At 43.7% G+C, this 16,691-nt stretch carries 15 protein-coding genes; 10 read left to right on the forward strand and 5 right to left on the reverse strand.

Translation table 11 applies throughout. From position 1 onward, the window contains the following. The first annotated feature begins 207 nt into the window (after positions 1–207). From ACPUYX_RS15610 to ACPUYX_RS15620, 3 genes are read left to right on the forward strand one after another with little or no spacing between them, the layout of a single operon-like run. On the forward strand, positions 208–780 hold the full coding sequence (locus ACPUYX_RS15610; protein WP_426380559.1) for an RNA polymerase sigma factor: 573 nt from the start codon (positions 208–210) through the stop codon (positions 778–780). Beyond that, a complete protein-coding gene (locus ACPUYX_RS15615; protein ID WP_426380560.1) occupies positions 755–1,264 on the forward strand; it encodes an anti-sigma factor family protein in 510 nt (169 codons plus the stop codon). Before ACPUYX_RS15610 ends, ACPUYX_RS15615 begins: the two co-directional genes overlap by 26 nt. Positions 1,265–1,285: 21 nt before the next feature. Then, positions 1,286–1,963, forward strand: a complete 678-nt coding sequence (locus tag ACPUYX_RS15620; protein ID WP_426380561.1) for a hypothetical protein — start codon at positions 1,286–1,288, stop codon at positions 1,961–1,963. Between the two features lie 121 nt (positions 1,964–2,084). On the opposite strand, the gene ACPUYX_RS15625 is transcribed toward ACPUYX_RS15620, so the two are convergent. Further along, positions 2,085–2,672 (reverse strand): hypothetical protein, encoded by a 588-nt coding sequence (locus ACPUYX_RS15625; protein ID WP_426380562.1) that lies wholly within the window; start codon positions 2,670–2,672, stop codon positions 2,085–2,087. A 423-nt stretch (positions 2,673–3,095) separates the two neighbouring features. Further along, positions 3,096–3,938 (reverse strand): DegV family protein, encoded by an 843-nt coding sequence (locus ACPUYX_RS15630; protein ID WP_426380563.1) that lies wholly within the window; start codon positions 3,936–3,938, stop codon positions 3,096–3,098. 382 nt (positions 3,939–4,320) lie between these two features. On the opposite strand from ACPUYX_RS15630, the gene ACPUYX_RS15635 reads away from it, so the two are divergent. The 7 genes from ACPUYX_RS15635 to ACPUYX_RS15665 all read left to right on the forward strand — a co-directional run bounded on the left by ACPUYX_RS15635 (position 4,321) and on the right by ACPUYX_RS15665 (position 13,327). Continuing rightward, positions 4,321–5,361, forward strand: coding sequence for a galactose ABC transporter substrate-binding protein (locus tag ACPUYX_RS15635; protein ID WP_426380564.1), 1,041 nt, complete (start codon positions 4,321–4,323; stop codon positions 5,359–5,361). Positions 5,362–5,520: 159 nt separating this feature from the next. Then, on the forward strand, positions 5,521–7,038 hold the full coding sequence (locus ACPUYX_RS15640) for a sugar ABC transporter ATP-binding protein (protein WP_426380565.1): 1,518 nt from the start codon (positions 5,521–5,523) through the stop codon (positions 7,036–7,038). Positions 7,039–7,052: 14 nt separating this feature from the next. After that, the gene (gene mglC, locus ACPUYX_RS15645) at positions 7,053–8,078 is read left to right on the forward strand and encodes a galactose/methyl galactoside ABC transporter permease MglC (protein ID WP_426380566.1); all 1,026 of its coding nucleotides are present in this window, start codon (positions 7,053–7,055) and stop codon (positions 8,076–8,078) included. A 262-nt stretch (positions 8,079–8,340) separates the two neighbouring features. Then, on the forward strand, positions 8,341–9,027 hold the full coding sequence (locus tag ACPUYX_RS15650; protein WP_426380567.1) for a response regulator transcription factor: 687 nt from the start codon (positions 8,341–8,343) through the stop codon (positions 9,025–9,027). Continuing rightward, complete coding sequence (locus tag ACPUYX_RS15655) at positions 9,014–10,003, forward strand: sensor histidine kinase (protein ID WP_426380568.1); 990 nt, start codon at positions 9,014–9,016, stop codon at positions 10,001–10,003. The genes ACPUYX_RS15650 and ACPUYX_RS15655 overlap by 14 nt, the downstream gene beginning before the upstream one ends. Before the next feature lie 82 nt (positions 10,004–10,085). Beyond that, entirely contained in the window at positions 10,086–10,769 is a 684-nt protein-coding gene (locus ACPUYX_RS15660; protein WP_426380569.1) for an ABC transporter ATP-binding protein, read from the forward strand. After that, positions 10,766–13,327 carry an ABC transporter permease gene (locus ACPUYX_RS15665; protein ID WP_426380570.1) on the forward strand — a complete coding sequence of 854 codons (2,562 nt, stop codon included), beginning with the start codon at positions 10,766–10,768 and terminating at the stop codon, positions 13,325–13,327. The genes ACPUYX_RS15660 and ACPUYX_RS15665 overlap by 4 nt, the downstream gene beginning before the upstream one ends. A 1-nt stretch (position 13,328) precedes the next feature. On the opposite strand, the gene ACPUYX_RS15670 is transcribed toward ACPUYX_RS15665, so the two are convergent. From ACPUYX_RS15670 to galE, 3 genes are read right to left on the reverse strand one after another with little or no spacing between them, the layout of a single operon-like run. Continuing rightward, on the reverse strand, positions 13,329–14,567 hold the full coding sequence (locus ACPUYX_RS15670; RefSeq protein WP_426380571.1) for an ROK family protein: 1,239 nt from the start codon (positions 14,565–14,567) through the stop codon (positions 13,329–13,331). 32 nt (positions 14,568–14,599) lie between these two features. Next, positions 14,600–15,703: a M24 family metallopeptidase gene (locus ACPUYX_RS15675; protein WP_426380572.1), complete on the reverse strand. Its 1,104-nt coding sequence runs from the start codon at positions 15,701–15,703 to the stop codon at positions 14,600–14,602. Further along, positions 15,700–16,686, reverse strand: a complete 987-nt coding sequence (gene galE / locus ACPUYX_RS15680; protein WP_426380573.1) for a UDP-glucose 4-epimerase GalE — start codon at positions 16,684–16,686, stop codon at positions 15,700–15,702. Before galE ends, ACPUYX_RS15675 begins: the two co-directional genes overlap by 4 nt. Between the last annotated feature and the right edge of the window lie 5 nt (positions 16,687–16,691).

Here is a 16,691-nt window from a genome sequence, read left to right on the forward strand (position 1 = left end):
CTTTATTTGCAAGTCCTTAAACATCTGTTCGAGAATTCTTTGTTTTATTCAGGTACACTATGTTTACTTGCTAAACACATTTCGTGTAAATCATACCCCTATCCCTTCTGGTCAAGGGCAATCCGTTCTTTTGAAAATTTGTTTCTGATTGTTGACGTATATCTGAGCTTTAGAACGTCTAATCAGTAGTAAGGCGGTGATAAATATTTGCAGGATAACGAATTAATTACCGGCATTCTGAACGGAAATGCAGGGCTATTTGAAGATCTCATTGAACGTTATCAAACAGGAGTATACCGGACCGCTTATTACTACACTCAAAGCGTAGAGGATGCCCAAGACATCACTCAAGATATTTTTATCAAAACCTTTAACAGCCTTCCCAAATTTAAACAAGGCTCGGCTTTTTCTACATGGCTTTACCGAATCGCAGTTAACCATTGCCTTGATTGGTCCCGAAAAAAAAAGCCGCTCTTTATAGAGCCAGCTTCTTTAGAAAATCGCTTTGTTAAAAGTGTAGGTCCGGAAGAAATACTTCTTCGCCAGGAATCTTCCGAAGAGATTCAGACCGCGGTTAGAAGTTTACAGGAGATCTACAGAACTGTACTTATTCTATACTACTTCCAAGACTTTAGTCCTCAGCAGATCGCAGAAATATTGGATACCCCAAAAAGAACTATTGAAACCCGCTTGTTCCGAGCCCGCAAAATGCTGAAAGAAAAATTAAGGCTCTCAGTATTAGGAGGTGATGGTCATGACTTGTTATCTAAGCAAGGATGATTGGCACAGTTATTATAAGAAAAGTTTAGATAGACAAAAACTTGATGAGATGAGCAGCCACCTGACACAATGCCCTGAATGTCAAAATATCCTTTGGCAAATTCAAGAAACTGCCGAACTTTTGGCAAAGGGAAGAATCAATTTCGATCCTCCACCAAACCTCAAACTCAACATCATGAAGTCTATTACTAGAAGCGGATATCAAGCAGATTCTAACAAAGAACCAACTCAAAAAGAAACGGCCTCATCACGTCATTTAGAACTGAGAAATTGGGGCTTTAGTATGATGGCAGCCGGATTCCTACTTTTCGCCTTTAACCTATCATCTTTATCTCGCAATTTGATGACCACTCAAGTTACTCAATTAGATAGTGGATTTAGTAAGCAAATAATACTCCCTCTCACCAAAATGAATCAGCTGGCCCACACTCTTCTTATAAAAATTGATGCTTTAACTGACAATCAAAATAAAAGTAACCAATAACCCGAAGGAGGCCTAATTTTAATGAAATGTAAGTATCACCCTAATGCAGAAGCCCAAGTTCTTTGTGAAAAATGCAGAAACCCCATATGTCCAGAGTGTACTCTTCAAATAGATGGCCAAAATCTCTGCCATCAATGTATTCAAACAAATCTCTTCTCCGAATTGCGTCAAGAACGTAAGTCATCCTTTACCCAGAAATTTCTTTTTTTCTGCTCAAGTCTGATTCCTGGTGCGGCGCATATGCAAATGGGGCTTATGCGGCGCGGTTTGCAGTTAATGATCCTCGCCTTGGGTGTATGCGTCATAGCAGATTATATTAATTTAGATTTTTTTATCCCCTTAATCGTAATCCCCACTTGGTTCTTTAGTTTCTTTGAAAGCCATAGTCTAAAACGAAGAATGACGGAAGGTCAATTACTGTGCGACCATGATCTCTTTGAGCAGCAAATGTTTGATTACTCGTTGCTGTTTAAGAACCGTCGCATCTTAGGCATCATTATTACAGTTCTTGGGTTTCTCAGCCTATTGCGAGTTATAGAAAATTCTTATCTTGTACGTCTATTATTTAGAAATTGGGATTATTACTATATGCTTAAAAGCTGTTTAATCCCCATTTTGCTTATCCTGTCCGGTATCTATCTCATTGTTAAAGCCAGGCAAAACCAAAAGACAAGTACAACTATCTCTAACGATCAATAGCCATCGTTCATTAGTAATGCCTCTACTGCATGAAAATCGAATCTATCAAAAAGAGGACCTGGACAACTATCTATCCAGAAAGTTGTCCAGGTCCTCTTTTTATCTTGATAAATTATATAATTCACCCTAATTTTGAGCTTAATTTAGGGTACAATCGTTTAGTACACTCTGGACAAATATCATGGGTAAACTCTGCTTCAGAGTGAGCTTCGATGTAAGTTTCAACGCGGTTCCAATAACCTTTATCATCCCGAATCTTTTTACAAGAGGCACAAATCGGGATTAAACCTTGTAATTCGCTGATCAAAGAGATGTCTTCGATAATAATCACAACGTAAGACCGATGCTTATATTTAAATGGCGAAGCGCTTACAAATACTGAAGTTATTTCCCCCGAAAGAAACTCTAATTTACCCTTTGAACGCAAGGTTTTCCCCACCTTAACGGCTTCTAAGGCAATATTTCGGGTAAGGCACGATTGACAGAAGGGACCAAATCCACATCCTTTTTGATCATCTAAATGATGAATACATCCCAAAACCTCACCACAGCGTTCGCCCTGATAATCTCTTTGCTTTAACGAACAATTGGACAATGCTGCTTGGTTCATAGCATGTACTTCTAAATTTGAATCTAATACTAAGGCCAACTGAGGAATTGCATCAAAGAAGACTCGAGAAAACCCTTTATTCGTCAACAAATTTACCACAATGCAGCTCTCCTTTCGTGCGCCCTTTACGACTTCCAACCAACATTGAGAGATAATTTTAAAATATTCGACCAATTATCATATTTTCCTATTGATATTTTACGGTGACAAAAAAAATTATCTCAGCTTGTGATTGAGTGGATAAAAAAACTCCGTTTCAGGAGTTATAGGCTAAAGTTTGCCGAAACTCTGTAACAGAGAGATTTAGAACTATCTTATTTAATTCTACGCAATTTAGTTTGTCTTTTCAAAGGATATATTTTTGCGGCTTTCTTGACCTTTTTCCTTTCTGCTCGACGACGCGAATATCTCGACCAACAAGCAAAAAGCAAAACAATTCCTATCGCGATTGCCAACTCTATATACTTCATAGTCATCACCTTTAAGATGAAATCTTCATCAGAATTAATGCCTAATTCTCGACTAATCAAACTGAACAGCCGCACCTATTGTTCCCGGTCCGGTATGGACACCTACAACAGATCCAACTTGTGTGAAAACCGTTGTTTGAAGTTGACATACATTTTCTAAGGCTTCTTTTAGGTAATGGCCAGCTTGTTCAGCCGCTCCATGCGCAACAGCCAGTCGGATTTGTTTTCTCCCCTTGGCTAGATCCTGAAAAGCTTGGACAACACATTCAAGAGATTTTTTCTGGCTGTGGGCCTTAGCATAAGTATGATAGACTCCATCGTCTCCCACTCGAATAATCGGCTTTAGGTTTAAAAGAGATCCCATAAAGCCTTGGACTCTGCCAATTCTACCACCTTTTTGTAGATATTCTAAGGTATTTAGTGTAAAAAGTGTTTCGATATTCTTCCTGACTTTCTCCAGATTATTTACAATCCACCCAGTTTCATATCCATCTTTGATGTTTCGTGCGGCCTCGATTAACATTAAACCCATACCGAGACTAATAGTTTTGGAATCTACGAGATGTATCTTTTCTTTGAACTTTTCTTTAGCCAGGTTTGCCACGTTAAATGTCCCACTTAAAGCGGAAGAGATGTGTATGGATATAATCTCTTGATATTCTTCCAGTAACCTACTATACATTCGTCGAAATACTTCAGGTGATGGTTGGGAGGTTTGGGGAAGCTTTTCTTCTATAGTTAAGCGCCGATAAAATTCATCGCTGGAAAGTTCATCATCTAAAAATTCTTGATCACCAAAGTTAACCTTCAAGGGGATGACGTGAATGTCATACTCTTTAGTTAGTTCTTCGGTCAGGTCGGCCGTACTGTCAGTGACCAGTGCGATCCTCTTCATTTAAAATCCTCCGTCTATTTTATTATTATTCTTTTCAAGATATCACTTAATTCGCCTTATCGTCACTATTCTCCTTCAACAAGACATGCATTTTATTTAATTATTTAAGACTGTTTTCCGTAAACAAGAACGTCATTGGTCCTCTTGCTTACGAGCGAGGGGCAAACACTATAGTTGTAACTAACTTGGTTAATTTAACGAACTAATAATGTTTAGAAAGAGCTTAATTTGAGAGGTTATTGGCACAATATCCCTTTTCAAGCTTGCCTAATTGCCTAAATAAAGTCCTTGACTACTCAGAATGGAGGACACTATAATAGACTTAAGAAATTAAATTTACTAAGTCAATTTTGTGAAAAAACTAATTAAAGGGAGGATTCTAATGAAAAAACTTCTTCCAGCGATGCTCGCCGGAGCCATGCTCTTTTTAGCCGGCTGCGGTGCAGGCTCAACCCCAACGACAAGTTCAAGTTCATCAGGCACCTCGGACAAACAGCCAACGATCGGTGTCGCTATCTACAAGTTTGATGACACGTTCATGACTGGTGTTCGCAATGCCATTTCCAATGCTGCTCAAGGGAAAGCCACTGTTGACATCGTAGATAGTCAAAACTCCCAGCCTACGCAAAATGATAAAGTAGACCTCTTTATAAATAAGAAAGTCAATGCTCTGGCAATAAATCCGGTAGACCTCACCGCTGCCGGGGTTATTATCGATAAGGCTAAAGCCGCAAACACACCTGTTGTCTTTTTTAATCGCGAACCTCAGACTAATGATATGAATAAATGGGACAAAGTATATTATGTTGGTGCTAAAGCTGAGGAATCCGGCATCATGCAAGGACAAATTCTCGTAGATTATTGGAAGGCCCATCCGGAAATGGACAAAAACAAGGACGGAGTGATGGATATTGTTATGCTCCAGGGTGAACCCGGACACCAAGATGCCATTGCCCGCACCAAATATTCGGTAAAAGCGATTGAAGATGCCGGAATCAAAGTGAACATACTTGCTCAGGACACCGCAATGTGGGATCGTTCTAAAGCTCAGGACAAAATGGCTGCTTTCTTAGGTTCTCAAGGAGATAAAATCGAAGCCGTTCTTGCTAATAACGATGACATGGCTTTAGGTGCTATTGAAGCATTGAAAGCCAAAGGTTATTTCACAAATAATAAATATATGCCGGTCGTCGGTGTCGATGCAACAGCTCCCGGCCTGCAGGCACTGAAAGACGGAACTCTTTTAGGAACTGTTTTAAATGATGCCAAGAATCAAGGTGCAGCGACCCTTAACCTGGCAGCTGCTCTCGCTAAAGGATTGACTCCCAGCAAAGAAAATACAGGATACGATATTACTGACGGCAAATATGTGTGGGTTCCTTACAAGAAAATTACTAAGGCTAATATGGCAGACGCCCAATAATGCTCTTCTTCGAAAACCATTGGGCTCAATTATTACATTGTATAAAGCAAGGGGGCAATGTTTCACGATTCCCCCTTGCTTCTTTAGATTTTCCATCTGCAAAACTACGTTATGTATCCTTATATATCTTTGGGAAGGACGGATCACAGGAGGGTAAAAATGCCTGAAAATGAATTCTTACTGCAAATGAAAAATATTTCTAAAGAGTTTCCCGGCGTAAAGGCGCTAGACAATGTCACCCTGCAAGTTCGCCCCGGGACGGTACACTCCTTAATGGGTGAAAACGGTGCCGGAAAATCAACTCTGATGAAATGTTTGTTTGGGATCTATAAGCCGGACGCAGGAGAAATCCTCTTAAACGGAAAAACCATTGAAATTGAAAATTCCAGAGTTGCCCTCGATCATGGAATCTCGATGATTCATCAAGAACTTCACCCTGTACCCCGCAGAAGTGTGATGGAGAATCTCTGGCTCGGCCGTTTTCCCCTCACCAAAATAGGGCCCCTGAAGTTAATCGATGATAAGCGAATGTACGAAGACTCAATGGCCATATTTAAAGACCTGGAAATGGATTTGGACCCCCACGTTCTTGTGGGATCTTTATCCGTCTCCAAAATTCAATCAATAGAGATCGCTAAAGCAGTATCCTATCAAGCAAAAGTGATTGTCATGGATGAACCCACTTCCTCATTAACAGGAAATGAGGTAGAACAACTCTTTAAGATTATCCGTTCTTTGAAGAAAAGAGGAGTATCTATCATCTACATTTCTCATAAAATCGAAGAAATCCTGGAGATTTCTGATGAAGTAACGATCATGCGTGATGGTCAGCGTATTGGCTCTTGGCCTGCCTCTGAGTTAACGACTAATCTTATTATTTCCAAAATGGTGGGACGAGATTTAGCTCAGCGATATCCTGAACGTCATCATGCCCCGGGAGAAACAGTACTGCGAGTTGAAGGCCTGACGTCGCCCTTTCCCAAAGGATTCAAAGATGTGTCCTTCGATTTACGTCAAGGAGAAATCTTAGGCATTGGAGGGCTTGTCGGAGCCCAACGCACAGAATTGATCGAAGCCCTATTTGGCTTAAGAACGGTCTCTTCCGGAAAGATCTTTGTCAATGGAAAACACGTAAAAATAAAATCACCTATTGATGCCAAAAGACACAAAATCGCCTTACTTACGGAAGAGCGGCGGTCAACTGGAATTTTCCCCGTACTTCCAATTGTAGAAAATACAGTGATGGCCAATATGAATCGCTATATAAGCCCATATTTTTTGCTAAAACAACAAGCGATGAGCCAGGACGTCCAGCATAGTATTGACCAGATGCACATAAAAACTCCCTCTGCGAAGACGCAAATCAAGAACCTCTCAGGGGGAAATCAACAAAAAGTATTGATCGCAAGATGGCTCCTAACTGAACCGGAAATTCTCATGCTTGATGAACCGACACGGGGAATTGACGTTGGTGCTAAGTTTGAAATCTATTCAATTATTACTGAGTTAGTTCAACAAGGGAAAAGCATCATTATGATTTCCTCAGAGATGCCTGAACTTATAGGCATGTCCGACAGGATCATGGTTATGTGCGAAGGCCGAATGTCCGGCATTTTGGAAGGAGAAAACAAAACTGAAGAAGACATCATGCACCTCGCAACAAAGTTTATGGTTTGACTGGAGGTCTGTAAATGACGACAAAGGATGTCAGTTCAAAGAAAATTGGTAGTTTCTTTTTTCAGTATGCAATTTATTTTGTCCTTGTGATTCTTATTCTAGGTATTGCGGTCATTGATCCAAGCTTCCTGTCCCTCAGCAGCTTTAGAGATATTTTGTTACAGTCCTCCACCCGAGCAATTATTGCTTTAGGCGCGGCTTTTGTTCTAATCACAGGAGGAGTTGATCTTTCAGCCGGGCGGATGGTTGGATTTGCTGCTGTTTTGTCCGCTTCGATGCTGCAAATCCAAGAATATTCTCATCGTTTTTACCCCGGAATGCCTAATCTGCCTTTATTAGTACCTGTCTTAATTGCTATCTTTGCCGGACTTCTTGTTGGAATAATTAACGGCGCGATTATTGCATGGTTTAGTGTCCCTCCCTTTATTGCCACCTTAGGTTCAATGGTTGCTGTGTATGGACTAAACTCTCTTTACTTCGATATGAAACCCAATCAATCCCAGCCCATTGGTGGATTAAGACCGGATTTCACCACCGACTTGGGAAGCGGATATATTGGAACCGGTGTTTACTCCATTCCCTACATTGTTATTATTGCCCTCATCGTCGCCTTAATTGTGTGGGTCATCTTCAACAAAACCCGTCTTGGCAAAAGCATGTATGCCATAGGCGGAAATATTCAAGCTGCTATTGTTTCCGGCATTAATGTCAAACGAGTCTTACTCTATGTTTATGCCATCGCGGGAGCCCTCTATGGCTTGGCCGGAGTCATGGAAGCCGCCAGAACAGGCGGAGCCACGAACAATTACGGAAATATGTATGAGTTAGATGCCATTGCTGCCTGTGTTGTAGGCGGAGTATCCACTGCCGGTGGGATAGGTACTGTACCTGGAGTCCTCGTAGGAGTTCTTATCTTTGGAGTCATCAACTATGGGCTTACTTATATCGGAGTCAGCCCCTACTGGCAGCTTATTATTAAAGGCTTGATCATCATAGCTGCCGTAGCCTTTGACATACGAAAGTATCTGACAAAAAAATAATACTTAAAGTTTGTTCTTGCTTTAAAAGAGGTCATTGCGCACGAATTATTAGTCCGTGACGCAATGACCTCTTTTGGTAATTGACATTGAAACAGGAACGACAACACTTGACAGTCCTTTAATACAAGATGTATTATGCGATCAATCTAACACTCTTGTATTAGCAGCAAGAGTCATAACCTCATCTTCATCAAGACAAAGAATTGACTGACGAGGATTTAGGCGACTTACAAGAATGGATAAGCAAACGGGGGTCTGACTAATGCCACGGATATTTTTGGTCGAGGACGATAAGGCAATCGCCAAAAACCTTATGCTTTTGCTCCACTCGGAGGGATTTACGGTCACCCACGCCCCTACGCGGGGTGACGCCCTTACCGCGCTTGCCGGGAATAAATTTGACTTGGCATTGATTGATATTTCTTTGCCTGACGGAAATGGCTTTACAGTTTGCACGGAAATCAAAGAAACGCAAGATATTCCCGTTATCTTTCTGACAGCTTCCGGCGATGAGGCGAGTGTTGTTACCGGGCTGAACATAGGCGCGGACGACTATATCACCAAGCCTTTTCGTCCGCGCGAATTGATTGCACGTATAAGAACCGCCCTGCGCAAAAGCAGCCGTTCCGGGTCGAATTTTGAAGTTAGCGGGCTTCATGTCGATATGGCAAGCGGCGTTGTGAAAAAAAACGGCAGCGAGGTTTCTCTTTCAGCCTTAGAATACCGCTTGTTGCTGATGTTTATCAGCAATCCTAAAAGCATTATTACGAGGGGCAGGCTGCTTGACGAATTGTGGGACGTGGCGGGCGAGTTTGTCAATGACAATACCTTGACTGTGTACATCAAACGCTTGCGGGAGAAGATTGAAAATGACCCGGCAAGCCCGCAAATCATTCTGACCGTTCGCGGGACGGGGTATAAATTAGGTGGCAAATATGCTACGGAATAGAGAGTTTCGGCAGTTAGTCATTTTGTTCGCCTTAATAACCGCCGCTGCAGTAATGCTGGGATTTGCAATCAATATGGCGGCGGGAATCCTTGCTATTGCTTCTGCCGCCGCCTTTGGCACAGCGTTTTTTGCCTTTACTAAAGCCCGATACCAAAGCCTTGCGCGGATTTCAAATCAAATCGACCTTGTGCTGCATAATGTTGACCATCTGTATATTGGTGAATCGGATGAGGGCGAACTTTCCATTCTGCAAAGCGAGATCACAAAAATGATGCTGCGTATTCGTGAGCAAAACGACGCGCTGAAAAAAGAAAAAGAACATCTTGCCAATTCGCTGGCCAACATAGCCCACCAACTCCGCACCCCGCTCACATCCGCGAACCTTATTCTGTCATTGTTAGCGAACAACCCTGGCGAAAATGAGCGGAAAGCATTTGTCCGGGAAACAGAGGAATTACTTGTACGGATGGATTGGCTGATTACTTCTCTATTGAAATTATCCCGCTTGGATGCGGGCATTGTGGAGTTTCAAAGCGAGTCAATTGAAGTAAACAACTTGCTGGGTGCCGCGCTGCGCCCGTTCCTAATCCCAATGGAACTGCACGATATTGATTGGCAAATAGATGCACCGAAAGGGGTAATGATTCAGGGCGATTCCGCTTGGCTTTCGGAAGCCATTCAAAACATCCTCAAAAATTGCCTGGAAAGCACAGGCGAGAATGGGAGAATTGAGATTGTCTGCATGGATAACCCACTGTTTACCGAGCTTACCATCCACGACAGCGGCGCGGGCTTTGAGAAAGAAGATTTACCCTGCCTGTTTGACAGGTTTTATCGCGGGAAAAACTCAGGCGCGACAGGATACGGGATTGGCTTGGCTCTCTGCAAGATGATTATAACCCGGCAGGGCGGGACGATTTCCGCTAAAAATCACCCGCAGGGCGGCGCGATATTTGCCATCCGTTTCCCAAAGTGACGAATCTCTCACCGGAACGTCACTGAGATGTAAGTTGAAAGCTTTATTATATGGGTAAACCGTGACGAAGGAGGCTCACATAATGGAGTTTTTAAAAGTTGAAAATTTATGCAAAGTCTACGGCAAGGGCAACAATCAAGTTACCGCCCTTGACCATGTTTCACTTACCATCGATAAGGGGGAGTTTACTGCAATCATCGGCTCCTCCGGCTCCGGCAAATCCACATTACTTCACATCATTGGCGGCGTGGACGTGCCGACAAGCGGAAAAGTCTATTTGGACGGGCAGGATGTCTATGCCCAAAACAATGAAAAGCTCGCCATCTTCCGCAGGCGGCAGGTTGGGCTGATTTACCAGTTCCACAACCTCATTCCCACTCTGAATGTGGTGGAAAACATCACCTTGCCGATTCTGATGGACAAGCGAAAGGTCAACAAGGAACGGTTGAATGACTTGTTGGAGCTGCTTGGGCTAAAAGACCGCAAAACTCATTTGCCAAATCAGCTTTCCGGCGGTCAGCAACAGCGTGTTTCCATAGGACGCGCTTTGATGAACGCCCCGGCGGTCATGCTTGCCGACGAACCCACGGGCAGTTTGGACAGCCGAAATGGACATGAAATTATCAAGCTGCTGAAATTAAGCCATCAAAAATATCGGCAGACCCTTATCGTCGTCACCCACGATGAAACTATCGCCCTGCAAGCAGACCGCATTATCGGCATATCTGACGGCAAAGTCGTGCGAGACGAGAGGGTGAGATCATGAACATTTTCCACAAAGTTACCCTGCAAAGCATGAAAAAAAACCGCACACGAACGATTGTAACGGTGATCGGAGTTATCCTGTCCGCCGCCCTGATTACGGCAGTCACTACCTTTGGCGTTTCTCTGCTGAACTATATGGCAAAGGGCGCAGCCCAGAAATATGGCGATTGGCATGTCGAGTTTGAGGATGTGAATTCTTCTTTCGCGGCGAAACAGGCAAGCAATGATAAAGTAGCCAATACCGCAACATTTGAAAATATCGGCTGCGCAAAACTTGACGGCGGGAAAAATCCCAACAAACCGTATCTTTTTATCGCCGGATTCAACAAAAAAACCTTTGCCGCCCTGCCTATCACTCTGGCATCCGGCAGGCTGCCGAAAAATAGCGGGGAGATTCTTGTTTCGGGGAGCATCATGACAAAGGGCGGGGTTCAATTCAAGGTGGGCGACACACTTACCCTTGCTGTCGGGAACCGCATGAAGGTCAACAAGAAACTCGGTCAGGGTGACCCTTACATTCCCGGGAAAGAAACGCTTCTGCCCAAAGCAGAGAGAACTTACAAGGTGGTGGGCATCTGCCAAACGCCCCATTTTCAGGAAGATTCCTCACCGGGATACACCGTCATCACAACCTCAGATGCCGCAAACACGGCCGACGATCTCAGCTTGTTTGTCACACTGAAAAACCCGCGTGAAGTTCACGCTTACGCAAAAAGTACAGCGGTCAGCCACGCTTTCATCTTCAATAATGATGTACTGCGCTTCATGGGCCTTTCAAGCGATCCAGGCGATAAGGTGTTCAACGCACTTCTATACTCCGTCGGGGGCATTGTAGTCCTCATCATTATGATTGGTTCGATTTTCCTAATTTATAATTCCTTCAACATCTCCTTGAACGAGCGCACACACCAGTTCGGGATTCTCTCGTCAGTGGGAGCCACCGCAAAGCAACTGCGCCATTCTGTGCTGTTTGAGGGGCTATGTATCGGTTCGATCAGCATACCGATTGGCGTTATTGTCGGAATAGGCAGCATGGGGCTTGTGCTTGACCTTGTCGCTAAGAATTTTGAGGACATACTTTACGATAACGTCCCTTTAACCTTAACGATATCCGCCCCCGTGATTATCGGCGCGGCGGCGGTCAGCATGGTTACGATTCTAATTTCGGCCTATATCCCGGCTCGCAAGGCTGCCAATATGCCTGTGATGGAGTGTATTCGCCAGACGAATGAGGTGAAAGTGGAAGCCAAAGCACTCAAAACTTCAAAACCGGCACAGCACATCTTCGGCCTGGAAGGAGCCCTTGCGCTGAAAAACTTCAATAGAAATAAGAAACGTTATCGCAGCATTGTGTTGTCACTTGTTTTAAGCATCGTGTTGTTTATATCGGCCAGTGCTTTTGTAACGAATTTGAAACAGGCATCGGAGCAGGCAAAAGCGGTTAGCAACTACGACATCGGTTTTGGCACACAGGATATGACCGACAGCAAAATGCTGCAGCTTTACGACAAACTGAAAACGGCCGCCGGTGTTACCGACAGCTCCTATCAAGTTGTTATGAAGTATTCCTGCGCTGCCAAAGCAAGTGACCTTTCAGACGCTTATTGGAAATCCGCAGGGGCACATTCGTCGAACGAAACGGTAAATCTGCCTATGCAAATCCAGTTTCTTGATGACAGAACCTATCTGAAAATTATCAAAGGCTTGGGTTTGCCCGAGAAGGAATATACCGGGCCAAACGCAAAACTGATTGCCGTTGCCAAAATGCAGATTAAAAATATATTCAAGAGTTCTTCCCTGTATTTTACCATCGCTCCCGAAACAAATAGTGAGCTGAAAACGGAACATAGGCAAAACGTAAGCATTACGTTTGTCAATACTGTGCCGCCTGATACACCAGCGACGATAGAAATGTCCCTGCTGCGGCCATACACTATTATGGGAATGGCTCCCTACTCGCTCAAGGAGAAGCTTGTTCACACCGAGACTGCGTCGAATATCAGAGTTAAGGGCATGACCTTTCAGTCAAAGAATCCGTCCCAGTCTGTGGCTGAAATGAAAATGATGATTCAGGGCGAAGGAATTACAGCCTCGTATTTCCTTTTGAATTCGTCTGAAATATTTGATCAGAACCGCAACACGATATTCATTGCCAACGTGTTCGCTTATACGTTTATCATTATGATTTCGCTGATTGCCATTGCCAACGTGTTCAACACAATTTCTACGAATATCAAGCTGCGTCGTCGGGAGCTTGCTATGCTCCGCTCTGTGGGAATGTCCGACCGCGATTTCAATAAAATGATGCGCTTTGAGTGCGCCTTTTATGGCCTGAGGGCGCTGCTTGTCGGGCTTCCTCTGGCCATCATCTTCTCCTGGCTGATTTACAAAGGAATGTTCAGCGGCGGAACGGAGAGTATTAATTTTGTATTGCCGTGGGCCAGTATCGGAATCAGCGTGTTCAGCGTCCTTCTTGTCATCTTTATCACCATGATGTATGCCATTAGCAAGATAAAAAGAGAAAATATCATTGACGCACTTCGGGATGACATGACTTGATTCAAACCGATATTGATTCTCCCAGACCTGTAGGCGTAAACAGTTTATATAAAACCAGGGTGAAAGCCCCTATCGGAATCGAGTTTTTCCCTAACTCTGAGATGGCAATCTTCACGGTATTGGCTGGTTTGGTCAAAGCTCTTTTTTCAAGAGTATCAATCAAAGGATTAAGCAGATAATGTTCCGCTCTGGATACTCCTCCGCTCAAAATGATTAGCGCAGGATTCAATATATTAATAAGATTGGCAAGCCCAATACCCAAATAACGTCCAGTATCTCCCAGTACTTCCGCAGCTACAGGGTCCCCATTTTGGGCCGCCTTACAGAGCATTTCAGCACTTATCTCATCTAAATCTCCATGAACCCACTCTTCCAGAATTGACTCTTTTCCTAAGCGAATGGCTTGCTGAGCTCTTCGGGCCAAGGCAGCACCGCCAACCAAAGTTTCCAAACAGCCATAATTTCCGCAGCTGCATTTAGGCCCGTTGCTGTCAATAGTGGTATGCCCAATTTCTCCAGCCGTAAAGGAGGAACCCCGATAAAGCTTATTATCAATAATAATACCTGCTCCAACTCCAGTTCCAATATGCACACAAATAAAATTCTGAATACCTACGCCCTTGCCGAACCAGCTTTCTCCCAAAGCTTGAGCCCGAACATCGTTTTCCACTTCTACCGGCAGCTGAAATCGATTTTCCAAGAATGATTTAATCGGGAGATTACGCAAATTCAAATGTGGGGCAAACAAAGAAAGACCCTGCTCAGGATCAACCAATCCGTGCATGCCAACCCCGATGCCCAAGAATGATTCTTTCTGTTGATGAGTCTTGTCAATAACATTCTGCACAGCCTTTTCCAAGGTCTGGAGAAACTGTTCACGAGTTTGATTTGCCGCATATCTTGTTTCAAACTCTTCGATAATTTTACCATCAAGGTTTGCTGTCACAGCCTTTAACCGTTTTGCTCCAGCATAAACTCCTATAACATAAAAGGCAGAGGAGTTTATCCTGAGCAAAATAGGTTTCCGTCCTCCCGTAGATTCACCAAGAGTCCCTTCAATAACGAGCTTAGACTCAATTAACTCACTCACGAGATTTGTCACTGTCGGGGGAGTTAACTTTGTCAGCTTGGCAATTCTGGCTCGAGAGATAGGACCATACTGTCTGACAACATTGAGAATTGTTGATTTATTCAGGGACTTCATACCTTGAAAACTTCCAACAGGAATTGATTTGCTCACTTTATCCTCCCCTCCTTTTCTCAATCTGTTTTCTAGCGAATGAGGATATCCGGCCGTTCATAGAGTTTTCCGTTTTTTTCAATCTGGAGATAATTCCATGTTCCTGTATGGGTTAAAAACTCATTCCCATGGTCAGTAACCAGGAGAGTATCTTCGGACTTCAAACCCTTTAACGATGGATTCCAGGCAAACGCTTGATCACAATGTACTACCCCCGGGGATTCTAAGTTTGCTAAAAACTCCCGAGAAGCATATCCTGTTGGCCCGCCTTGATGAAGATAACGCCAATCATCCGCATAACCCCATTGTTCATAAGCTTCAACGCCCTGTCGAAATACTTCTCTGATCGGCACCCCCGGCCGCGTAGCCAGATTAAAGGCCAGATCAATTTCGGCTAAGACCTTTCTTGTTTTCTGCAAGTCTTGCCCAAGAGCTCCAAAATGAACAAAGCGAGTTGCATTAGCGACTAAGCCCCATTTTTCTCCACAAAGGACGAGCATGGCATATCGTTCCAGCTTTTTCTCTGTTGGAATGGGATGACGATAAGAAAAAATACGCTGATCAGTAGCCACTAGCAAAACGGGAGTCTGTATACCAAAGCCGGCAACTTTGGCAATAAGCGCTGATTGAATTTCAAATTCAGTCATACCCGGTATAATCTCCCGGCAAGTTTCTTCCAGAGCTTTAGCAACTCTCAGGGATAACCAACGGTAACGCTCGATCTCGTCTGACTCTAAAACAAAGCTTAGTTCGGCTAGTTCCCTGGCGATATTTCTGCCTTGGATATGAGCCAAAGATTCAGCAGGAACATCCATACCTATGGCCTTTCCCTGACACAACTTGCTGATCGTCTCTTCAGTTCCCTCATACCACTCCGAAGTGATCCACTCCCAAGGGAACTCGGCTAATTCTTCTTCCAACAAACGAGCGTGCTCCATCTTAGTAGTTATACAATAAACCGTATCTTTAAATATCAGGACATCGGCTACACCAAGTTTCGTAGAGGTAACAATGAAATTCCTTTTCCCATTTGTCAGCCAGGAAAAGCTTCGGCGCTGACGAAGAAGAACTCCATCTAAGTTCATTGCCGACATAAGGTTGCGGATTTTTGCCAACTTCCGGGCAACCCTTTTCATTTGGCATACCCCTTCGGATGATTTTTATGCCAATTCCAAGCGGTTTGCAAAATCTGCTCCAAACTGTTAAATTGCGGTTTCCACTCCAGCTCGTGTTGAGCCTTTTGGGAAGAGGCAATGAGTACGGCAGGATCTCCTGCCCGCCGCGGTGCGATTTTCAGGGGAATCGGATGCCCTGTTACTTCACGGGCTTTTTCTATGACTTGCTTGACAGAAAAGCCCTCTCCATTGCCTAAATTATAAATAGCACTCTCGTCAGTACGTCTGAGCTTTTGCAGCGCTAACCAGTGAGCATTGGCCAGGTCTGAAACGTGGATATAATCGCGAATACAGGTTCCGTCAGCTGTAGGATAATTATCACCAAAAACAGCCAGTTGTTCTCGCTGGCCTAAAGCCACTTGTAAAATAATTGGGATCAAATGACTTTCTGGTTGATGATCTTCCCCGATATGGCCGTCGAGATGAGCACCTGCCGCATTAAAATACCGTAAGGCGACAAACTTAACCCCATAGGCTTGGTCACACCATTTCAACATCTTTTCAATAGCTAGTTTGGTCTCACCGTAGGGATTAGTGGGTTCTTTGCGGTCTGTTTCGCAAATAGGGATGGATTCCGGTTCTCCATAGGCAGCCGCAGTAGAAGAAAATACAATCCTTTTAACTCCATGTTTAACCATTCCTGCCAAAAGGTTTTGAGCTGTAATCACATTATTATCATAATATTTTAGGGGATCTTGAACACTTTCCCCAACTAAGGAATCAGCCGCAAAGTGAATGACAGCCTCAACCTTATTCTCGGAAAATACCCGATCAAGGAGTTGCTGATCACGAATATCTCCTTCATAAAACTTTCCGGTCATGACGGCCTCTCGGTGTCCCTTCTGAAGATTATCGAGGACAATGACCTCTTCACCTTTTGCCAAAAATTCCACAACGGTATGGCTTCCAATATAGCCAGCCCCGCCGGTTACTAATATTGACATCGTTC

This window comes from Desulfosporosinus sp. SYSU MS00001, assembly GCF_049943955.1.
In the GTDB taxonomy this organism is placed as follows: Bacteria; Bacillota; Desulfitobacteriia; order Desulfitobacteriales; family Desulfitobacteriaceae; genus Desulfosporosinus.